Genomic DNA, 21,775 nt, shown 5'->3' on the forward strand with positions numbered 1-21,775 from the left:
CCCTTCCCTCCGGCGCACAGTATGTGCGCTTCCCGCGGACGGGAACGACACAGTGCCCATTGCCCGGACCTGGGGAAGCGCAGATGATCCCGGGCATGACCCAGACAGCACCCGGCACCGCGCCCGCTCCCGTCCCGCTGGAGCGGGTGACCCACTGGATCGACGGCAAGCCGTTCGCCGGAGTCACCGAGCGTACGGTCCCAGTCTACGATCCGGCGCTGGGCGCGGTCCGGACGGAGGTGCCGCTGGCCTCGGTCGACGAGGTGGACCAGGCCGTCGCGTCCGCCGCCGCCGCATTCGCCTCCTGGCGGACCTCGTCGCTGACCAAGCGCACCCAGGTGCTGTTCGCGTTCCGGGAGCTGGTCAACCAGCACAAGCAGGAGCTGGCCGAGCTGATCACGGCCGAGCACGGCAAGGTCGTCTCGGACGCCCTCGGCGAGGTCACCCGCGGCCTGGAGGTCGTCGAGTTCGCCTGCGGCATCCCGCACCTGCTCAAGGGCGGCTACTCGGAGGGCGTCTCCACGAACGTGGACGTCTACTCGATCCGGCAGCCGGTCGGCGTCTGCGCCGTCATCTCCCCCTTCAACTTCCCGGTGATGGTCCCGATGTGGTTCGTGCCCATCGCCATCGCGGCCGGCAACACCGTCGTGCTCAAGCCCAGCGAGAAGGACCCGTCCGCGTCGCTGCTCGTGGCCCGGCTCTGGGAGCAGGCAGGGCTGCCCGCCGGCGTGTTCAACGTCGTGCACGGCGACAAGGTCGCGGTGGACCGCCTGCTGGAGCACCCCGAGGTCAAGGCGGTGTCGTTCGTCGGCTCCACGCCGATCGCCCGGTACGTGTACGAGACCGGCACCCGCAACGGCAAGCGCGTCCAGGCCCTCGGCGGCGCCAAGAACCACATGGTGGTGCTGCCGGACGCCGACCTCGACCTGGCCGCCGACGCGGCGGTGAACGCCGGCTTCGGTTCGGCCGGCGAGCGGTGCATGGCGATCTCCGCCCTGGTGGTCGTCGAGCCCGTCGCCGACGACCTGGTGGCCCGGATCCGGGAGCGGATCGCCACGCTGAAGGTCGGTGACGGGCGGCGCTCCTGCGACATGGGTCCGCTGGTCACCAAGGAGCACCGCGACCGCGTCGCGTCGTACCTCGACGCCGGTGCCGAGGCCGGTGCCGAGCTGGTGGTGGACGGCCGCGAGGTGCAGGTCGACGGCGACGAGTCCGGGTTCTGGCTCGGGCCGAGCCTGCTGGACCGGGTGTCGCCGGAGATGAGCGTCTACACCGACGAGATCTTCGGGCCGGTGCTGTCGGTGGTGCGCGTCGGCAGCTACGACGAGGCGCTCGCGCTGGTGAACGCCAACCGGTACGGCAACGGCACGGCGATCTTCACGAACGACGGCGGCGCGGCCCGCCGCTTCCAGAACGAGGTCGAGGTCGGCATGGTCGGCGTCAACGTGCCGATCCCGGTGCCGATGGCCTACTACTCCTTCGGCGGCTGGAAGGACAGCCTCTTCGGCGACTCGCACGCCCACGGCGCCGAGGGCGTGCACTTCTTCACCCGCGGCAAGGTCGTCACGTCCCGGTGGCTCGACCCCAGCCACGGCGGCATCAACCTCGGCTTCCCCGAGAACGTCTGAGCAGCGGAGAGAGAACGCCGATGAGCAGCAGCGCACGCACCTACGAGCTCGACCGCGCGCACGTCTTCCACTCCTGGTCCGCCCAGTCGCTGCTCGACCCGATGGTGGTCGAGCGCGCCGAGGGGTCGTACTTCTGGGACGGCGACGGGAACCGCTACCTGGACTTCTCGTCGCAGCTCGTCAACACCAACATCGGCCACCAGCACCCGGTGGTGGTCGCGGCGATCCAGGAGCAGGCGGCCCGTCTGTGCACGATCGCGCCCTCGTACGCCAACGACGTTCGCGGCGAGGCGGCCCGGCTGATCACCGAACTGACCCCGGCGGGGCTCGACAAGGTGTTCTTCACCAACGGCGGCGCGGACGCGATCGAGCACGCCGTCCGGATGGCCCGGCTGCACACCGGCCGGCCGAAGGTGCTGTCGCAGTACCGCAGCTACCACGGCGGCACCCAGACGGCGGTGAACCTCACCGGCGATCCGCGCCGCTGGCCCAGCGACAACGGCACCGCCGGGGTGGTGCACTTCTTCGGCCCGTTCCTGTACCGGTCGGAGTTCGGCGCCACGACCGAGGAGGAGGAGTGCGCGCTCGCGCTGCGCCACCTCGAACGCGTCGTGGAGATGGAGGGCCCGTCCACCATCGCCGCGATCGTGCTGGAGACGGTGCCGGGCACCGCCGGCATCATGCCGCCGCCGCCGGGCTTCCTCGCGGGCGTACGGGAGCTGTGCGACAGGCACGGCATCCTCTACATCGCCGACGAGGTGATGGCGGGCTTCGGGCGTACCGGCGCCTGGTTCGCGCTGGACCACTACGGCGTGACGCCCGACCTGATCACCTTCGCCAAGGGCGTGAACTCCGGTTACGTCCCGCTCGGCGGTGTGGTGATCGCCGACCACGTGGCCGACACGTTCGCCACCCGCGCCTACCCCGGCGGCCTGACCTACTCCGGTCACCCGCTGGCCACCGCCGCCGCCGTCGCGACCATCAACGTGATGCGCGACGAGCGGATCGTCGAGAACGCCGCCACGATCGGCGCCGACGTGCTGGGCCCGGGGCTGCGCGAACTGGCCGACCGGCACCCGAGCGTCGGTGACGTCCGCGGGCTCGGCGTGTTCTGGGCGCTGGAACTGGTACGCGACCGCGAGACGAAGGAGCCGCTGGCGCCGTACGGGGCGTCGTCGCCGGAGATGAACGAGGTGCTGGCCGCGTGCAAGCGGGGCGGCCTGGTCGCGTTCGCGAACTTCAACCGGATCCACGTGGTGCCGCCGTGCACCGTGTCGGAGACGGAGGCCAAGGCGGGCCTGGCGATCCTCGACGAGGCGCTGACACTCGCCGACCGCCACACGGTCTGAGGCACTGCCCACCACCGCCCGCCGGGTCCACCCCGGCGGGCGGTCCCGTATCCGAGATCCGCGAGACGGCCGGCGACCCCGGTGACGCGGAGACCGACGCACCCAGAAGGTGACGAATGACTACCGTAGATCTCGCCGACCCACCGGTAACCAACCCCTTCGCCGGCACCACCGGCCTTCCGCGTACGTCCGAGGGCTGGACCCAGCTCGTCACCTCGGACGGGCGCCTGCACCCCGAGGTCGACGCCGACCGTGACGCCCTCGGCCGCCTCACCCGCGACCTGTACCGGGGGATGCGGCTCGCCCGCCGCCTCGACGACGAGGCGTTCGCGTTGCAGCGACAGGGCGAGCTGGGCCTGTGGCTGCAGTGCCGCGGCCAGGAGGCCGCCCAGGTCGGTTCGGTCGCGGCGGTACGCGCCGACGACTACGTCTTCCCGAGCTACCGGGAGCACGCCGCGGCCCTGTGGCGCGGCATCGGCCCGGCCGACCTGCTGCGCCAGTGGCGCGGCGTCGCGCACAGCGGCTGGGATCCGGAGCCGTACTCGTTCCACATCTACACGCTGGTCCTGGCCGCCCAGCTGCTGCACGCCACCGGCTACGCCCTCGGGGTGCAGCGCGACGGCAGCGACACGGTCGTCGTGACGTACTTCGGTGACGGCGCCGCCAGCGAGGGCGACGCGAGCGAGGCGATGAACATCGCCGCCGTCAACGCCGCCCCGATGGTGTTCTTCTGCCAGAACAACCAGTGGGCCATCTCCACCCCGACGGCGTCGCAGACGCGTACCCCGATCCACCGGCGCGGCGCCGGGTTCGGCCTGCGCAGCGAGTGGGTCGACGGCAACGACGTGCTGGCGGTGTACGCGGTGACGTCGGCGGTGACCGCGCACGCCCGGTCCGGCGCCGGCCCCGCGATCGTCGAGGCCACCACGTACCGGATGGGCGGGCACAGCACGTCGGACGACCCGACCCGGTACCGCACCGACGACGAGCTGGCGGCCTGGCGGGCGCGGGATCCGCTGGCCCGGGTGGAGGCGCTGATGCGTGCCGAGGGCTGGAGCGACGAGGCGTTCCTCGGCGAGATCCAGGCCGAGGCGGACGAACTCGCCGACCGGACCCGCCGGGAGTGTCTGGCCCTGACGGCGCCGGACCTCGCGGACGCCTTCGCCACGGTGCTGGCCGACGTGCCCCAGCTCCTGCGGGAGGAGCGCGAGGCGTTCGTCGCCTACCGCGCCTCCTTCCTCGACTGACGCCCGCCTGCGATCGGAGAACTCGTTCATGCTCACCCTCTGTCAGGCACTGAACTCCGGCCTGCGCCGCGCAATGGAGGACGACGACAAGGTCCTCCTGATGGGCGAGGACGTCGGCCGGCTCGGCGGCGTGTTCCGGGTCACCGACGGTCTCCAGAAGGACTTCGGTGAGGCCCGGGTGGTGGACACCACCCTCGCCGAGTCCGGGATCGTCGGCACCGCCATCGGGCTGGCGCTGCGCGGGTACCGCCCGGTCTGCGAGATCCAGTTCGACGGCTTCGTCTACCCCGCGTTCAACCAGATCGTCTCCCAGCTCGCCAAGATGCGGGCCCGCACCGGCGGCCGTACCGCCCTGCCGGTGGTGATCCGGATCCCGGTGGGTGGCGGAATCGGTGCGGTGGAGCACCACAGCGAGTCGAACGAGGCGTACTTCGCGCACACCGCCGGGCTGCGGGTCGTCTACTGCGCCAGCCCGGACGACGCGCACTGGATGATCCGCCAGGCCGTCGCCGGTGACGACCCGGTCATCTTCTACGAGCCGAAGCGCCGCTACTGGGTCAAGGGCGAGGTGACCCCCGCCGGGCCGCCGCTGCCGCTGGACCGCGCCCGGACCGTGCGGCCGGGCACCGACGTGACGCTGCTGACTTACGGCGGCACCGTCGCCACCTGCGTCGCCGCCGCGGAGGCCGCGGCGCAGGAGGGCCGCGACATCGAGGTGATCGACCTGCGGTCCATCTCCCCGCTGGACGTGGCGACCATCGAGGAGTCGGTGCGCCGCACCGGCCGGGCGGTGGTGGTCCACGAGGCCCCCACGTTCGCCGGGTTCGGTGCCGAGGTCGTCGCGCAGGTGACGAGCCGGTGCTTCTACTCGCTGGAGGCGCCGGTCGAGCGGGTCGGCGGCTTCAACCTGCCGTACCCACCGGCCAAGGTCGAGGAGGAGTACCTGCCCGACCTGGACCGGATCCTCGACGCCGTCGACCGCGTCCTGGCCGCGTGAAGGGAGAGGTACCCGTGACCGTTCAGCAGTTCCGTCTGCCCGACGTCGGCGAGGGCCTCACCGAGGCCGAGATCGTCACCTGGCGGGTCGCCCCCGGCGATCCGGTCGGCCTCAACGACGTCATCGTGGACATCGAGACCGCCAAGGCCGTGGTCGAGCTGCCCAGCCCGTACGCCGGTGTGGTGGACCGCCTGCTGGCCGAGGAGGGGCAGACAGTCGAGGTCGGCGCGCCGATCATCGCGATCCGGGTGCCGGGTGACGGCCCGGCGGCGCCGTCCGCCGACGAACCGCCGACCGGCGACGAACCGGCCGCCGAGGAACCGGCGGCGGAACGCACCGCGGTGCTCGTCGGCTACGGGGTGTCGGCCCAGGCGCGGACCCGCCGGCCGCGTCGCGGGCCGTCCGTCCGCCCGGCCGAGCCGACCCGCCCGGCGCACACGTCCCGGCCGCCGGTGCTCACCAAGCCGCCGCTGCGCAAGCTCGCCAAGGACCTCGGCGTGGCGCTGGCCGACGTGCGCGGCACCGGCCCCGGCGGCCGGATCACCCGCCAGGACCTGCTCGACCACACCACCGGCCCGGCACCCGTGGCCGACCAGCGGCGGGACGTGCGCCTGCCCGTGCGCGGGGTCCGCAAGGCGACCGCCGCCGCGATGGTCGCCAGCGCGTTCACCGCGCCGCACGTCACCGAGTTCCTCACCGTCGACATGACCGGCACCGTCGAGTTCGTGGACCGGCTGAAGCAGGACCCGGCGTTCCAGGGCGTGAAGGTCAGCCCGCTGCTCGTGGCGTCGCTCGCGGTGCTGGACGCCGTCCGCCGGTACCCGGACGTCAACGCCCGGTGGGACGAGGAGAACCAGGAGATCGTCCGGTTCGCCGACGTCAACCTGGGCGTCGCCGCCGCGACGCCGCGCGGCCTGCTGGTGCCGAACGTCAAGGCCGCGCAGAACCTTCCGGTACGGGACCTCGCGGTCGCGCTGAACGAGCTGGCGAGCACCGCGCGGGAGGGCCGTACCCGTCCCGCCGACCTGTCCGGCGGAACGATCACCATCACCAACATCGGCGTGTTCGGGGTGGACGCCGGCACCCCGATCCTCAACCCCGGTGAGGCGGCGATCCTCTGCCTCGGCGCACTGCGCCGGATGCCGTGGGTGGTCGACGAGCAGGTCGTTCCCCGGTGGACGGTGCAGTTGTCGCTGTCGTTCGACCACCGGCTGGTGGACGGGGAACTGGGCAGCCGGGTACTCGCCCACGTCGGGCGGTTCCTGGAGGACCCGCTGTGGGGTCTGGCCCTGCGCTGAGGCCCCGGCAGACGGACGGCGCGTGGACGGACAAGGAGGTCCGTCCACGCGCCGTCGCCGTACGCGGGGCGCGCGTCAGTCCACCACCTCGAACCCCACGCCGACGGACGGTCGCGGCGCGACGCCGCCCGCCGGGGCGATCGGTTCGCCGACCTCCTCGGACGCGGCGAGGCGGAACCGCACGTACTCCAGCTCGCCGGAGAACTCGTGCCGGGCCGGGTAGCTCGGCGACACCGGTGAGTGGATGCTGCGCCCGACGTCCATGCCCGCGAAGCCGTGGAAGAACGGCAGCAGTCGCGGGAACAGCGCCTCGCCCGCCGCCTCGCCGTCCACGTAGAGGCGGCCGGTGCCCTGGCAGTCGGCCGTCTTGGTCAGCTCGAAGGTCAGCTCCACCGGGCCCAGCGGCAACTCGCCCTCGGACCGCAGCACGTAGTGGGTGCCGAGGTGGTTGTACTCGTACACCAGGTGGTTGTCCTTGATGTGCAGCACGTAGCCGCCGCTGACGTTGCCGAGCACCACGATCACGCCGCCCTGCGCGGCGTCGGTGCGGTGCACCCGCGCGGTGATGGCGTGCGAGCGGTTCATCGTCGGCGGCACCGCCGCGCCGGAGATCGTCGGCACACCGGCCAGGTACGTGAAGTCCAGCCGGTCCCGCACCGATCCGGGTCGCGGCACCCGGGCCCGGATCGCGAACCCCCTGTCGTCCAGCGGCAGCACGTCGTAGCGGGCCGCCTCGATCCAGAACTCCTCGATGAGGCGCCGCAGCACCTCCGGATACTCGGCGGCCAGGTCCCGGCTCTCGGTCGGGTCCTCGTCGATCCGGTACAGCTCCCAGCGGTCCTCGTCCCAGGAGGTGCCCCGCTCGTGGAACGCGACAGCCTTCCAGCCCTGGTGGTAGATGCCGCGGTGGCCGAACATCTCGAAGTGCTGGCGGTTCCGCGACGGCGGCGCCGCCGGGTCGCGCAGCCCGTCGCGGAAGCTGCGGCCGTGCAGCGGCATCTGCGGGATGCCCCGGCGCACCGCCGGCGGCCGCACCCCGACCAGGTCCAGCACCGTCGCGGTGACGTCGATGCTGTGCTGGAACTGCGTCCGCACCTCCCCGCCGGGTACGTCACCGGCCGGCCAGCTCAGCACGAACGGCACTCGGACTCCGCCCTCGTGGGTGTGCTGCTTGTAGCGGCGGAACGGGGTGTTGCTGACCTGCGCCCAGCCCAGCGGATAGTTGCTCTGCGCCCGCGGGCCGCCGATCTCGTCGATCCGGTCCAGGCTGTCCTGGAGGTTCTCCGGCACCCGGTTCTGGAAGGCCGTCGGGTTGAGCGTGCCGAGCGGCGTGCCCTCGGGGCTCGCGCCGTTGTCCGACATGACCACGAAGATCGTGTCGTCCAACCGGCCGATCCGTTCCAGGAAGTCGACCAGGCGCCCGAGCTGGGCGTCGGTGTGGTCGACCATCGCCGCGTACGCCTCCTGCATGCGGGCGAACAGGCGCCGCTGCTCCGGCGGTACGTCGTCCCACGGCACGACGCCGGGGTTGTGCGGTGGCAGCGGCGCTTCCGGCGGGATGATGCCCAGCCCGATCTGCCGCCGGTGCCGGTCCGCCCGGATGACGTCCCAGCCGGCGTCGTAGCGGCCCCGGTACTTCGCCAGGTACTCCGGCGGGGCCTGGTGCGGCGCGTGCGCGGCGGCGTACGCCAGGTAGAGGAAGAACGGCTTCTCCGGGGTGAACGAGGTCTGGTCCCGGACGAACCCGATGGCCCGGTCGGTCAGGTCCTCGGTGAGGTGGTAGCCCTCCTCCGGGGTGGCCGGCGGGTCCACCTGGTGGTTGTCGTACACCAGCTCCGGATAGAAGTTGTCGGTCTCGGCCTCCAGGAATCCGTAGTACCGCTCGAAGCCGCGGCCCAGCGGCCACTGGTCGTACGGGCCGGACGGCGTGGTCTGCTCCAGCGGCGCGACGTGCCACTTGCCGACCGCCATCGTGTTGAACCCGGCGTCGGCGAGCATCTCCGCGACTGTGGCGGCGGCGTGGGTGATCCGCCCCCGCCCGCTCGGGAAGCCGCTGTCGAAGTTGGACAGCATGCGCATGCCGACGCTGTGGTGGTTGCGGCCGGTGAGCACGCTGGCCCGGGTCGGCGAGCACAGCGGCGAGGTGTGGAAGTTGGTGTACCGCAGCCCGGTGGCGGCCAGCCGGTCGATCGTCGGGGTGTCGATCTCGGCGCCGAAGCAGCCGAAGTCGGCGAACCCGACGTCGTCCAGCAGCACGTACACCACGTTCGGCGTACCCGCGGCGGCCGACGGCGGCGCGCTCCAGTGCTCCGTCGACTCGTCGTAGGTGCGTCCGATGGTCCCCTCGTACGGAGGGTCCGCCAGAGGTCCGGTCACGGTACGCCTCAGCCGGCCGTCGTGCCGCCGTCGAGGACGAGCGTGTGGCCCGTGATCATGCGCGCCTCGTCGCCGGCGAGGAACACCACCGCGTCGGCCGAGTCTCGTGGCGTCGCCATGCGGCCCAGCGGGATCGACGCCCGGAAGTTCTCCCGCGCGCTGTCCGGCACGTCGCCCATGCCGCCCAGGAACGCCGACAGCATCGGCGTCTCGGTCGCCGCCGGGGCGATCGCGTTGACCCGGACGCCGTGCGGCGCGAGTTCCAGCGCCAGCGCCTTCATCAGGCCGATGACGCCGTGCTTGGCGGCGGTGTACGGCGCGTACCGGGGGCGGGCGATGACGGCCTGGAGCGACGCGGTGAACACGATCGCGCCGCCACCGGCCTCGATCAGCGCGGGCGCGGCGGCCTGCGCGGTCCAGAACGCACCCTTGAGGTTGACGTCGACCACGCGGTCCAGCGTCGCCTGGTCCACCTCGTCCAGCGGGCCGGTGAACGGCGTACCGGCGTTTGCGTGCATGAGGTCGAGCCGGCCGAACCGCTCGACGGCGGTCTCGACGGCGGCGCGGCAGTCGGCGGCCCGGGTGACGTCGCAGGCCACGCCGACCACGGCGGACCCGAAGCCGGCGGCGGCCTCGGCGGCGCGGTCGCCGTCGAGGTCGGCGATGACGACTCGCGCGCCCTCCTCGACGAGCCGGCCGACGGTGGCCAGTCCGATGCCGCTGGCGCCTCCGGTGACGACGGCGACGCGGTCAACCAACCTCATGTGCTGCTCCTGTTGAATCGGTCCAGGAGGTCGCCGCTCAGGGTGGGCACCGCGGACAGCAGCCTCTGGGTGTAGGGGTGCCGGGGGTCGGAGTAGATCGATTCGGTGTCACCCGTCTCGACGATCCGGCCCTGGTTCATCACCGCGATCCGGTCGCACAGGTACCGGACCACGGACAGGTCGTGGGAGACCAGGATCAGGGTCAGCTTGAACTGCTCGGCCAGGTCGGTGAGCAGGTTGAGGATCTGCGCGCGGACCGAGACGTCGAGCGCGCTGACCGGCTCGTCGCCGACGATGACCTTCGGCCCGGCCGCGAGGGCGCGGGCGATGGCGATGCGCTGCCGCTGGCCGCCGGAGAACTGGTGCGGGTAGCGGGTCACCGCCTCCTCGGGCAGACCCACCGAGTGCATCAGCTCGGCCACGCGGGCCCGGTGGTCGCCGGGCAGGCGCAGCGCGCGCATCGGCTCCGCGATGATGTCCGCGACGCGCATGCGCGGGTTCAGCGACGACATCGGGTCCTGCAGCACCATCTGCACGTCGCGGCGCAGGAATCCGAGCCGCCGCTCCGGTACGCCGCTGATCCGCTGGCCGTTGTAGTACGCGGTGCCGGAGGTCGGCTGGTCGAGTGCCATGAGGATGCGCGACAGCGTGGACTTGCCGGAGCCGCTCTCCCCCACGATGCCGAACGCCTCGCCCTCGTGGACCTGCACGCTCACGCCGTCGAGCGCGCGGATCGGCCGGCCCGGCGTACGCAGCGACCGCCGCGGGGCGCGGTACTCGCGCACCACGTCGACGGCTTCCAGCAACGGGGTGGTGGTCATGCGCTGGCCTTCCCGCTTCCTAGGGGCTGGTCGCTCTCGATCGGGTGGTGGCAGGCCGCCCGCTGGGTGCTGCCGGGCGGCGCCGTCAGCAGCGGCACCGTGCCGCAGACGTCGTCGGCGCGCGGGCAGCGGTTGCGGTAGACGCAGCCGGTGGGGAACGAACCGAGCGACGGGACGCGGCCCGGGATCGTCGACAGCCGGCCGCTTCCGTCGGTGCTCTCCAGCACCGTGGACGCCCGCAGGCCCGCCGTGTACGGGTGCCGGGGCGAGTCGAACACCGTCGCCACGTCGCCGTGCTCGACGATCGAGCCGCCGTACATGACGAGCAGTTCCTCGCAGATGCTGGCGACGACCGGCAGGTCGTGCGTGATGAGCAGCAGCGACGCACCCTCCTCGCGCACCAGCGTGTCCATCAGCCGCAGCATCTCCGCCTGCACCGTGACGTCCAGCGCGGTGGTGGGCTCGTCCGCGACCAGCACGGCCGGGTCGCACGCCAGCGCGATGGCGAGCACGACGCGCTGGCGCTGGCCACCGGAGAGCTGGTGCGGGTACTTGCGCGCGGTCCGGTCGGGCTCGGGGAGCTGGACCCGTTCGAGCAGTTCGACGGCCCGGGCCGAGGCCGCCGCGCGGCTCATCCCCTTGTGCAGCCGCAGCGACTCGGCGACCTGGTTGCCGACCCGCATCAGCGGGTTGAGCGCCGTCATCGGCTCCTGGAACACCATGGCGATGTCGTTGCCGCGGACCGCGCACATCTCCTTGTCGGAGAGGTCGAGCAGGTTCCGGCCGTTCAGCAGCACCCGGCCGGACGCGGTCACGCCGTGGGGCAGCAGGCCCATCAGCGCGAGCGCGGTCAGGGACTTGCCGCAGCCGGACTCGCCGATGAGCCCCATCCGGCGGCCCCGCCCGATCTCGAACGAGACGCCCTTGACGGCCTGGATGTCGTGGACCTTGACGACGAGGTCCTCCACCACGAGCCCGCTCACGCCGCTCACCGTCCTCTCAGCCGCGGGTCGAGGGCGTCGCGCAGCCCGTCGCCCATGAGGTTGAAACCGAGCACCGACAGGGCGATGGCCAGACCGGGCCAGACGGCGAGCATCGGCTGCACGACGAAGTAGTTCTGGGCCTCCTGGAGCATCCGGCCCCAGGTGGGGGTCGGTGGCGGGGTGCCGTACCCGAGGTACGACAGCGCCGCCTCGGCGAGCACCGCGTGCGCGAACGACACCGACGCCTGCACGATGAGCAGTGCCGCGATGTTCGGCAGCACGTACCGGACCATGAGCACCACGCCCCGGCGGCCGTAGCTGCGCGCGGCCAGCACGAAGTCGCTCTGCAGCACCTGCATCGCGCCGGCCCGGGTGAGGCGGCCGAACACCGGCACGTTGGCGACGCCGATGGCGATCATGCCGGTGAGCGTGGAGGCGCCGAAGCCTGCGGCCAGGATGATCGCCAGCAGGATGGCCGGGAAGGCGAACACGATGTCCAGCGCCCGCATCACCGGCTCGCTGAGCCAGCGGTGCCCGGTGGCGGCGAGCAGACCCAGGGGTACGCCGACGGCGGCGGCGATCGCGACGGCGACGACACCGACGAACAGTGTGGTCCGCGCGCCGACGAGGAGCTGGCTGACGATGTCCCGGCCGAAGTGGTCGGTGCCGAGCCAGTGGTTCCCGCCCGGGGAGAGCAGCGTCTGCGACGGGTCGACCCGGGTGGGGTCGTACGGCGTCCAGAGGAACGACACGAGCGCGGTGAGGACGACCAGGCCCACCAGGCCGGCGCCGATCACCAGCGTGAGGTTCCAGCGGCGGCGCGGCTTGACGGGGCCGGCCGCGACGACGTCGGCGGTGGCGTCCGGTGGGGCGTCGGCGACCGATGTCATGCCTTGCTCCTCAGCCTGGGGTCGACCGCGTGGTACACCACGTCGACGACGAAGTTGATCAGAAGCACCGCGGCGGTCAGCACCATCACGGTGCCCTGCACCTTCAGCAGGTCGCGGTTGCCCACGTCCTGCAGCAGCATCCGGCCGAGACCGGGCAGGCCGAAGACGTTCTCGATCACGACGGTGCCGATGAGCAGCGTCGCGAGTTGCAGGCCGAGGACGGTGATGACCGGGATGGCCGCGTTGCGCAGCGCGTGCCGGGTCAGCGCCTGCGAGCGGCTGAGGCCCTTGGCGCGCGCGGTCTGGATGAAGTCCTCCTGCATGACCTCGACCACCGCGGACCGGACGTAGCGCATCAGGATCGCGCCCTGGGCCACGCCGAGGACGAGCGCCGGCATCAGCAGGGCCTGCACGGCGCCGCCGACGTCGTCCCATCCGGTGAACCCGCCGGCGGGCAGCCACTGCAACTTCACCGCGAACACGGTGATGAGCAGGATGCCCAGCCAGAACGACGGAACGGCGATGCCGACCTGGCTCAGCGCCGACAGCGCCGTCCCGATCGCGGTGCGGCTCTTCACCGCGGCGAGGATGCCCAGCGGGACGGCGATGAGCAGCGCCAGCGTCATCCCGGCCAGGATCAGCGGCACCGTCACGCCGAGCTTGTCGGCGATCTCCGAGCCCACCGACACCCCGCTGAGCGGCGAGATGCCGAAGTCACCGCGGATCAGGCCGCCGGCCCAGTCGAGGTACCGCTCGGTGAACGGCCGGTTCGTCCCGAACTGCTCCCGCAGCGCCTCCAGCGCCTCCGGCGTGGCGTTGACGCCGAGCATCGCCTGCGCCTGGTCGCCCGGCAGCAGCGACAGCATCGTGAAGACGAGGATCGACGCGGCGAACAGGGATACCGCGAGGATGGCCAGCCGCCGGACGAAGTAGATCACCATGCGTGTGTGCTCCCACTCCGAGTCATGGCCTGATCATCACCATCTTGGTCACGGTCAGCTCCTCCATGGCGAAGCGCGGTCCCTCCCGGCCGGTGCCGGAGTCCTTGACGCCGCCGTACGGCATGTTGTCGGCGCGGAAGCCGGGCACCTCGTTGACCAGCACACCGCCGACGTCGAGCCGGCGCACGACGTCCAGGGCCACCGCCAGGTCACGGGTGAAGACGGCAGCCTGGAGCCCGTACCGGGACCGGTTCACCAGCTCGACCGCCGCGTCCATGTCGGGCACCGACCGGACGCAGACCACCGGGCCGAAGATCTCCTCCGCCCAGCACTCGGCGTCCTCGGGGACGTCGACGAGCACGGTCGGCTGCAGCACCCGGCCCTGCGCCGTACCGCCGGCCAGGCAGCGCGCCCCGGCGGCGACCGCGCGGTCCACCCACGAGTGGACCCGCTCGGTGGACGCCTCGTCCACCAGGGCGGACACACGGGTGTCGGCGGACCGGGGGTCACCGGTGGTGACCGTCGCCAGCAGCGGCTGGAGGCGTTCCAGCAACGCCTCGCGGACCGGCTCCTCGACGATCACCCGCTGCACGCTGATGCACGCCTGACCGGAGGCGTAGAACCCGCCGCGTACCACCGCTTCGGCCGCCCGGTCGAGGTCGGCGTCGCGGCCGACGACGAGCGCCGCGTTGGACCCGAGTTCCAGCAGCACCTTGCGCGGGGCCGCGGCGCGGGCGATCTGGTGGCCGACCTGCGCCGACCCGGTGAACGACACGGCTGCGACGCCGGGGTGCGTGGTCAGGAGCTTGCCGACCTCGACGCCACCGGTGACGAGCTGGACGCCCGCCGCCGGGCAGCCCGCCCGCCGGAACAGGTCGACGAGCACCAGCGTGGCCAGCGGCGTGTTCGGCGCCGGCTTGACGATCACCGGGCAGCCCGCCGCTACCGACGGCGCGACCTTGTGGGCGGCCAGGAGCAGGGGGTAGTTGAATCCGGTGATGCCGACGACGACACCGACCGGGCGGCGTACCCAGAAGCCGAGCATGCCCTCGCCGGCCGGCTGCATGTCCAGCGCCACCGTCTCGCCGGTCAGGTGCCCGACCTCCTCGGCGGCCGTCTCCAGCGTGACAAGCGTGCGGGCGACCTCGACCCGGCAGTCGACCAGCGGCTTGCCGGTCTCCAGGACCAGCAGTTCGGCCAGCGAATCGGCGCGGGCGCGCACCTCGGCGGCGACTGCCGTCAGGATCGCGCGCCGCCGGTGACCGGGCAGCCCGGCCATCTCCGCGGCGACCCCCTGCGCGGCCTCGACAGCCGCCTCCGCGTCGGCGATGTCGCCCCACGGCGCCTGGGTCACTGTGCTGCCGTCGTACGGGAAGCGCACCGGCGCGGTCTGCGCGGTGCTGGTCCAGCCCGCGCCGATCGGCAGGCCGGCGGGCAGCGCGGTCAGCAGCTCCTGCGCGGTCACGACGCCACACCCGTCCGGGCGCCGGTGGCACCGGTGAGGAAGGCCAGCGCCGCCTCGGCGTACACCTTCGTCTTGCGGACGATGTCGTCGACCTCGACGTACTCGTCGGGCTGGTGGGCGATCCACTTCGGACCGGGGCCGTACACCACGTTCGGGATGCCGCTGTCGCGCCACAGGATGGTGCCGTCGGTCGCGCCGGGCACGCCGCCGAAGACGGGCTCGGCACCGGTGACGGTGCGGTGCGCGTCGGCCACGGCGAGCGAGATCGGGTGGTCCTCCGGGGTGACCGCGCACGGCCGGTCGTCGACGACCTCGACGGCGAAGGTGACGCCGTGCCGGGCGCCGATGGCGTCGGCGTCGGAGCGCACCCGCGCGGCGAGGGCGGCGTGGTCGACACCGGGTACGGTCCGGCAGTCCACGCCGAGGACGGCGCGACCGGGGATGACGTTGAGCTGATCGGCGGAGCCGGCGTCCAGGACCGTGGGGGTCAGGTACGTCGGGCCGAGGTGCACGTGCTCACCCGGGTCGGCCTGCAGTTCCTTCTGGTACCGGCCGAGCGCGGCGACCAGCTCGGCCACCGCGGGGACCGGGTTGCGGCCGTGCTGCGGCATCGCGCCGTGCGCCATCTTGCCGGTGCAGGTGACAAGCAGCCGGACGGCGCCCTTGGCGACCGCGCAGATCTCCTCCGCCTCCGGCTCACAGATGATCGCGGCGTCCACCTCGCGGGCCAGCGCGGTGGTGGTGAAGTGCTTCGCCCCGAGCATCTGGCCCTCCTCGTCCACCAGGGCCGCCACCACGATCCGGCCCGGGAACGGCCCGGCCAGCTCGACGGCCCGGGCCGCGTGGATCATCGCGGCGACACCGGCCTTCATGTCGGCGGAGCCGCGACCGTACAGGCGGCCGTCGACGATGTCACCGCCGAACGGGTCGACCGTCCACTCCTCGGGAGCGCCCTCGGTGACGACGTCGGTGTGCCCCTCGAACATCAGCGTCGGGCCGGGCAGGCCACCGTCCACCACGGCGACGACGTTGGGGCGCCCGGGGACGACCTCGGTGACCTCCGGCCGCCAGCCGAAGCCCCGCATGACCCGCGCGACGAGGTCCGCCGCGGGCTGCTCGCTTCGCCCCTGCGCGGCGTCCCAGGTCGAGGGGATGCGGACCAGGTCCTGGGTCAGCGACACGACGGCTTGCTCGTCCACGAGATGGCCGGCGCGGAGGGAGGCGTGGGTGTCCGACGTCATGGCGTCGGAGGTTACGAACTCCGCCCCCGGAGGGGAACGTCCAGTTTCCGGGTCGGTGGGGGTACCAGTCGCGGCCGGACCTGGTCTTCTACCGCCTCGACGACCCGTCGCACCCCCTCGTCGATGCGGTCCAGCGGCATCACCTGGTACCCCAGGCGCAGGTGGTGACGCGGTGCCGGCCGGGCAGCCCAGTACGGCGCGCCCGGGTCCAGCAGCACGCCCTGCCGGCGCAGTTCGCGGGCCAGTTCACCGGCGTCCAGCCCCGGCGGGCCGGTGATCCACCGGGCCAGTCCACCGCGCGGCACCGGCTGCGGTCCCCAGCGCACATGCCGCTCGACCGCCCGCACCATCTCCTCGTACAGCCCCAGGTAGTGGGCGCGGACGCGGCGCACGTGGCGGGCCAGGTCGCGGCTGGCGATCATCTGCGCGAGGGCGCGTTGCATCGGGCCGGGCGGGTGACGCAGCACGTAGCGGGAACGGGCCCGCATGGCGTCCACGAGCGCCGGGGACGCCACCACGTAACCGAGCCGCAGGCCCGGCGCCAGCAGCTTGCTGAAGCTGCCGAGGTAGACCACGCGGTCCTCGTCGTCGAGCGCCCGCACCGCCACCGCGGGCATCCCCCGGAACGTCATCTCCGGGTCGTAGTCGTCCTCGATCACGACCGTGTCCGCCGCCCCGGCCCGGCGCAGCAGCTCCTCCCGCCGGGACGCCGACATGGTCGCGCCGGTCGGGTACTGGTGGCTCGGCGTGACGTAGACGAGCTGGGCGCCGTGCAGGTCGGCCGGCAGGTCCTCGACGACCAGGCCGTCCTCGTCGACCCGGCCGGGCACCACGTCGGCGCCGGCCATCTGCATGATCGTCCGGGCGTCCGGGTAGCCGGGGTCCTCGACGAGCACCACGCTGCCCGGCCGGACGAGGACGCTCGCCAGCAGGTGCAGCGCGTGCGTCGAACCCAGCGTGATCATCACCTGGTCCGGGTGGGCGGAGATGCCGCGCGCGGGCAGCACGTGCTCGCAGAGCTGACGCACCAGCTCCGGGTCGTCGGCCTGGCCGGCGTCCCCGATGACCCGGGACAGCCCGTCCTGCCGCAGCGCCTCACGCTGCGCCCGCTCCCACGCGCCGATCGGGAACATGGACGGGTCGGGCTGGCCGACCACGAACGGGAACGGCGCCCGCGACCAGGCCGGATCCCGGTGTACCGGAGTGGGCGGCGGTTCCGGCAGCCGCGCCGCCCAGTCGATCGGCTGCATCGGCGAGCGGGCGGTCCGCCGCGCGGCCCGCATCCGCACCACCGCGTCGGAGGAGACGTAGAGACCGCGGCGCGGAACGGTCACGATCAGGCCCTGCTCCATGAGCCGGTCGTACGCGGTCAGCACCGTGTTCCGGGAGACGCCGAGCGCCTCGGCCAGGCGGCGCGTGCTCGGCAGCGGGCCGTCGTCGTACTGCCCGGCGAGGATGGCGTCCTCGAGCCCGGTGATGATCTGTTCGTAGAGCGGAACCGTGCTCTGCGGGTTGACCGGCAGCAGGAAATCCGCCACCTCGACCTCCCACTTCCGCGGGGGCCTCGCCTCGTCCCGTCGTCGTACGCCCTGCACACGCCCTGTGCGTCCCGCTGGTACCAGCCTAGCCGGAGACCTGGACCTGTTGCGGAGGGCCCGTTCCCGCCACGCTTGGCCGGGCGATGGCAGGTGACGGTCTCCTGCACGCGGACAGGGGTGGACTCATGAGCGCCCAGCGAATCGCGCTGGTGCCCGGCGACGGCATCGGACCGGAGGTCACCGCGCAGGCGGTCAAGGCGTGCGACGCCGCCGCCCGACGGTTCGGGATCGACCTGGTCTGGGAGGACTACGAACTCGGCGCGGACTACTGGCGGATAACCGGCCAGGTCGTACCGCCGGACGTGGAGCAGGAACTGGCAAAGGCGGACGCCATTCTCTTCGGCGCCGTCGGCGACCCGTCGGTGCCGCCCGGCGTGCTCGAACGCGGCCTGGTGATCCACCTGCGGACCGCGTTCGACCAGTACGTGAACCTGCGGCCGGTCAAGCTGCTGCCCGGGGTGCCCACGCCCATCGGCGGCCTGCGCCCCGAGCAGTGCGACCTGGTGATCCTGCGGGAGAACACCGAGGGCGCGTACGTCGGCGCCGGCGGCTTCATCCACCGGGGCGGGCCGGACGAGATCGCCACCCAGGAGTCGGTGAACACCCGCAAGGGGGTCGAACGCCTCATCCGGCACGGTTTCCGGCTGGCCCTGACCCGCCGCAAGCACGTGACCCTGGTGCACAAGGCGAACATCCTCACGTACGCCGGCGACCTGTGGCAGCGGACCTTCGAGGAGGTCGCCGCGGAGTACCCGGACATCGCTGTGGACTACGTACACGTCGACGCGATGTGCCTCTACCTGGTGACGCAGCCGGAGCGGTTCGACGTCGTGGTCACCGACAACCTGTTCGGCGACATCATCACCGACCTGGGCGCCGCCGTGCAGGGCGGTCTCGGTCTGGCCGCCAGCGGCAACCTCAACCCGACCGGGTCGGCGCCGAGCATGTTCGAGCCGGTGCACGGCTCCGCGCCGGACATCGCCGGCCGCGGCTGGGCCAACCCCGCCGGGTCGATCCTCAGCGCCGCGCTGATGCTGGAGCACCTGGGTCACCCGGAGGCGGCCCGCAGCCTGGAGGACGGCGTGAAGGCGGTGCTGCCGCGCCTGGGCGCCATGCGCGGGCCGGAGATGGGCATGTCGACCGAGGACTTCGGCGACGCGGTCGCCGCCGCCATCGGCGAGGGCGCGCACCAGGCGGACGCCCTGCCGGCGTGACACGGATGTGAGCACCGAACCGGTCGATCCGGGCGACGGCGGGGGCACTCCCCCGCCGTCGCCGTGTTGCGCGCCGAAACGCCCGCCCACCGCCGCCGACACCGGCGCCGCGGCGGGCGCGGTCCGCTCACCACACGGGGGTACGGACGACCTGATCGCGCTGCCCGGCGGCACCTTCCTCATGGGCACCGACGACCCGGAGGGCTTCCCGGAGGACCTGGAGGGACCGGTCCGGCCGGTGACCGTGGGCCCGTTCGAGATCGGCGCGACGCCGGTGACGAACCGGCAGTTCGCCCGCTTCGTCGACGCCACCGGCTACCGCACGGACGCGGAACGGTACGGCTGGTCGTTCGTCTTCCACCTGCTGCTGGCGCCGTCCGCGCACCGGTACGTGCTCGACGCGTCGGTGCCGCAGGCGCCGTGGTGGCTGGCCGTCGAGGGGGCGTACTGGGCCGCCCCGGACGGGCCCGGGTCGGACGTACGCGGACGCGAGCGGCACCCGGTCGTCCACGTCTCGCACCGGGACGCCGAGGCGTACTGCCTGTGGTCCGGCACCCGGCTGGCGACCGAGGCCGAGTGGGAGTACGCGGCACGCGGCGGCCTGTCGCAGGCCCGCTACGCCTGGGGCGACGAACTGACCCCGGGCGGGCGGCACCGCTGCAACATCTGGCAGGGCGCCTTCCCCACTGTCAACACCGCGGACGACGGGTTCGCGGGCACCTCTCCGGTGACCGCGTTTCCGCCGAACGGCTACGGCCTGTACGACGTCGCGGGCAACGTTTGGGAACTCACGGCCGAACCCTGGCGCGACCACCGAGGCCGCATCTCACCAGGTGAGAGCGTCATCAGGGGTGGTTCGTACCTGTGCCACGACTCCTACTGCAACCGATACCGCGTGGCAGCACGGAGTCGGACCACCGTCGACTCGTCGACCGGCAACACCGGGTTCCGGGTGGCCCGGTAGCCGGACGCTGATTGGTACCTGCCGACCCCGCTGAACTGGCCCTTTTGCATCGGGTACCACGCTCATAGTGTCCCGCCTCACAGGCTACGAGCGCCCTTGGCGTTCTTCGCGATGGGACACACGAATGAATCGGCTGAAGATAACGCTGCCCGCCGTGCTGCTCGCCACGGCGCTGGCTCTGACCGCGTGCAGTAGCGACGGCGACTCGGAGAGCACCACCGGCGGTGGTTCCGGCAACGGAACGGTCACCCTCGGCGCCTACCTCGAGCCGGTGAGCCTCGACCTGACCGCCGAGGCCGGCGCCGCGATCCCGCAGGTCCTGCTCTACAACGTGTACGAGGGCCTGGTGCGCCAGAACGCCGGTACCGGCGAGGTGGAGCCGCTGCTGGCCAGCGAGTGGAAGGTGTCCGAAGACGGCACCAAGTACTCGTTCAAGCTGCGCGACGGCGTGACCTTCCACGACGGCCAGAAGCTCACCGCGCAGGACGTGGTGTGGAGCTTCAAGCGGGTCACCGCCGAAGGCTCGACGAACCCGTTCAAGTCGCAGATGACAGTCGTGAAGACCGTCGAGGCGCCGGATGCCTCCACCGTGGACGTGACGCTGTCCCGGCCCAGCCAGAGCTGGCTGTTCGACGTCGCCGGCCGGGTCGGCGTGGTGCTCAAGGAGAACGCCACCGACCTGGGCACGAAGCCGAACGGCACCGGCCCGTTCAAGTTCGACAAGTGGAACCGCGGCGACAGCATCACGCTGGTGCGCAACGACGGCTACTGGGGCGAGAAGGCCAAGGTCGGCACCGCCGTCTTCCGGTACATCACCGACGCCAACGCGCTGAACAACGCGATGCTCTCCGGCCAGCTCGACATCGTGGCGAACATCCAGGCGCCGCAGCTCCTCGAGGTGTTCAAGGGCAACAAGCAGTTCGAGGTGGTCGAGGGCAAGACGACCGGTGAGGTCGTCCTGGCGATGAACAACGCCAAGGGCCCGCTGGCCGACGCCCGGGTGCGCCAGGCCATCCGCCACGCGATCGACCACGACGCGCTCATCAAGACCGTCTGGTCCGGCTACGGCACGAAGATCGGCAGCATGGTGCCGCCGAGCGACCCGTGGTACGAGGACCGCACCGGCGACTTCCCGCACGACCCCGCCAAGGCCAAGCAGCTGCTCGCCGAGGCCGGTCACGCAGGCGGGCTCACCCTGACCATGGACGTCCCGCCGCCCGGCTACGCCCGCGCCTCGGCGCAGTTCGTCGCCTCGCAGCTCGCAGAGGTCGGCATCAAGGTGACCCAGAACAACGTCGAGATGCCGCAGTGGCTCGACAAGGTGCTCGGCAAGGCCAACTACGACCTGTCGATCATCGCCCACGTCGAGCCGCGTGACCTGGTTCGCTACGGCCAGCCGGAGTACTACTACCGCTACAAGAACCCGGCCGTCACGCAGCTCATGAACGAGGCCGACACGGCCCTGGACGCGGCGACCCGGGACAAGAAGTTCGCCGAGGCCGCGAAGGTCATCTCGCAGGAGGCAGCCAGCGACTGGCTGTTCCTGCTGCCGAACCTCGCGGTGATCCGCGACGGCGTCGAGGGCTACCCGAAGGACGCGGTGACCCAGTCCTTCGACGTCACCAAGGTCTCCAAGAAGTAACTCGGTTCCACGCGCAGAAGGACCTGGTGGGCTCCGCCCACCAGGTCCTTCTGTCATCCCCCCGCTCCCCGCTCCCCGTCCCCGCTCCCCCCTCCCCGCGATCTTGCACTTGCGGCCCCTGGCGCGGGGGATTTGACCCCGTTCGCCGGGGCACCAAGTGCAAGATCGCGGGGCGGGGGGCCGAGGACGCCCGAGGAGCCGCGGTCGGTGCGGAGTGGACTGACGCGGTCGAGGTGCTGCCCGCGTGTAGCCCTGCGCGTCCGGGACCGCGGGGCGTCGACACAACGCACTGCCGAGCGAGGACTATGCCGCGGTGGACGTGTTCCGCCCGGCCGACGACCACGTCTGGCCCTACGG

Annotated in this window: 17 protein-coding genes; 8 read left to right on the plus strand and 9 right to left on the minus strand. The window is 72.2% G+C overall.

Annotation, left to right across the window (positions count from 1 at the left end; all coding sequences use genetic code 11):
* Window positions 1-95: 95 nt before the first annotated feature.
* The 5 genes from O7611_RS22705 (at window position 96) to O7611_RS22725 (ending at window position 6,519) form a co-directional block, all read left to right on the plus strand.
* Window positions 96-1,628: a CoA-acylating methylmalonate-semialdehyde dehydrogenase gene (locus O7611_RS22705; protein ID WP_442929367.1), complete on the plus strand. Its 1,533-nt coding sequence runs from the start codon at window positions 96-98 to the stop codon at window positions 1,626-1,628.
* Between the two features lie 20 nt (window positions 1,629-1,648).
* Complete coding sequence (locus O7611_RS22710; protein WP_194800634.1) at window positions 1,649-2,977, plus strand: aspartate aminotransferase family protein; 1,329 nt, start codon at window positions 1,649-1,651, stop codon at window positions 2,975-2,977.
* A gap of 116 nt (window positions 2,978-3,093) precedes the next feature.
* On the plus strand, window positions 3,094-4,224 hold the full coding sequence (locus tag O7611_RS22715; RefSeq protein WP_194800633.1) for a thiamine pyrophosphate-dependent dehydrogenase E1 component subunit alpha: 1,131 nt from the start codon (window positions 3,094-3,096) through the stop codon (window positions 4,222-4,224).
* A 28-nt stretch (window positions 4,225-4,252) separates the two neighbouring features.
* Window positions 4,253-5,221: an alpha-ketoacid dehydrogenase subunit beta gene (locus O7611_RS22720; RefSeq protein ID WP_228531967.1), complete on the plus strand. Its 969-nt coding sequence runs from the start codon at window positions 4,253-4,255 to the stop codon at window positions 5,219-5,221.
* Window positions 5,222-5,235: 14 nt separating this feature from the next.
* Window positions 5,236-6,519, plus strand: coding sequence for a dihydrolipoamide acetyltransferase family protein (locus O7611_RS22725; RefSeq protein WP_269697540.1), 1,284 nt, complete (start codon window positions 5,236-5,238; stop codon window positions 6,517-6,519).
* Window positions 6,520-6,594: 75 nt separating this feature from the next.
* On the opposite strand, the gene O7611_RS22730 is transcribed toward O7611_RS22725, so the two are convergent.
* From O7611_RS22730 to pdxR, 9 genes are read right to left on the minus strand one after another with little or no spacing between them, the layout of a single operon-like run.
* The gene (locus tag O7611_RS22730; protein ID WP_269697541.1) at window positions 6,595-8,895 is read right to left on the minus strand and encodes an arylsulfatase; all 2,301 of its coding nucleotides are present in this window, start codon (window positions 8,893-8,895) and stop codon (window positions 6,595-6,597) included.
* 8 nt (window positions 8,896-8,903) lie between these two features.
* The gene (locus tag O7611_RS22735) at window positions 8,904-9,659 is read right to left on the minus strand and encodes an SDR family NAD(P)-dependent oxidoreductase (protein ID WP_269697542.1); all 756 of its coding nucleotides are present in this window, start codon (window positions 9,657-9,659) and stop codon (window positions 8,904-8,906) included.
* The gene (locus O7611_RS22740; RefSeq protein ID WP_194800629.1) at window positions 9,656-10,480 is read right to left on the minus strand and encodes an ATP-binding cassette domain-containing protein; all 825 of its coding nucleotides are present in this window, start codon (window positions 10,478-10,480) and stop codon (window positions 9,656-9,658) included. The genes O7611_RS22735 and O7611_RS22740 overlap by 4 nt, the downstream gene beginning before the upstream one ends.
* Window positions 10,477-11,463, minus strand: a complete 987-nt coding sequence (locus O7611_RS22745) for an ABC transporter ATP-binding protein (RefSeq protein ID WP_252450490.1) — start codon at window positions 11,461-11,463, stop codon at window positions 10,477-10,479. The genes O7611_RS22740 and O7611_RS22745 overlap by 4 nt, the downstream gene beginning before the upstream one ends.
* 5 nt (window positions 11,464-11,468) lie before the next feature.
* Complete coding sequence (locus O7611_RS22750) at window positions 11,469-12,353, minus strand: ABC transporter permease (RefSeq protein ID WP_269697543.1); 885 nt, start codon at window positions 12,351-12,353, stop codon at window positions 11,469-11,471.
* Window positions 12,350-13,294, minus strand: coding sequence for an ABC transporter permease (locus tag O7611_RS22755; protein WP_194800627.1), 945 nt, complete (start codon window positions 13,292-13,294; stop codon window positions 12,350-12,352). The genes O7611_RS22750 and O7611_RS22755 overlap by 4 nt, the downstream gene beginning before the upstream one ends.
* A 22-nt stretch (window positions 13,295-13,316) precedes the next feature.
* Window positions 13,317-14,759: an aldehyde dehydrogenase family protein gene (locus tag O7611_RS22760; RefSeq protein ID WP_269697544.1), complete on the minus strand. Its 1,443-nt coding sequence runs from the start codon at window positions 14,757-14,759 to the stop codon at window positions 13,317-13,319.
* Entirely contained in the window at window positions 14,756-16,000 is a 1,245-nt protein-coding gene (locus O7611_RS22765; protein WP_269697545.1) for a M20 family metallopeptidase, read from the minus strand. The genes O7611_RS22760 and O7611_RS22765 overlap by 4 nt, the downstream gene beginning before the upstream one ends.
* 11 nt (window positions 16,001-16,011) lie before the next feature.
* Window positions 16,012-17,538, minus strand: coding sequence for a MocR-like pyridoxine biosynthesis transcription factor PdxR (pdxR, locus tag O7611_RS22770; RefSeq protein ID WP_194800624.1), 1,527 nt, complete (start codon window positions 17,536-17,538; stop codon window positions 16,012-16,014).
* A gap of 185 nt (window positions 17,539-17,723) precedes the next feature.
* Between pdxR and O7611_RS22775 the strand changes: the two genes are divergently transcribed.
* From O7611_RS22775 to O7611_RS22785, 3 genes are all read left to right on the plus strand, one after another.
* A complete protein-coding gene (locus O7611_RS22775) occupies window positions 17,724-18,812 on the plus strand; it encodes a 3-isopropylmalate dehydrogenase (protein WP_269697546.1) in 1,089 nt (362 codons plus the stop codon).
* 7 nt (window positions 18,813-18,819) lie between these two features.
* Window positions 18,820-19,776, plus strand: a complete 957-nt coding sequence (locus O7611_RS22780) for a formylglycine-generating enzyme family protein (protein WP_269697547.1) — start codon at window positions 18,820-18,822, stop codon at window positions 19,774-19,776.
* A 124-nt stretch (window positions 19,777-19,900) separates the two neighbouring features.
* Window positions 19,901-21,418 carry an ABC transporter substrate-binding protein gene (locus O7611_RS22785; RefSeq protein ID WP_269697548.1) on the plus strand — a complete coding sequence of 506 codons (1,518 nt, stop codon included), beginning with the start codon at window positions 19,901-19,903 and terminating at the stop codon, window positions 21,416-21,418.
* The last annotated feature ends 357 nt before the right edge of the window (window positions 21,419-21,775 follow it).

It is taken from the genome of Micromonospora sp. WMMC273, assembly GCF_027460285.1.
Lineage (GTDB): Bacteria > Actinomycetota > Actinomycetes > Mycobacteriales > Micromonosporaceae > Micromonospora > Micromonospora aurantiaca.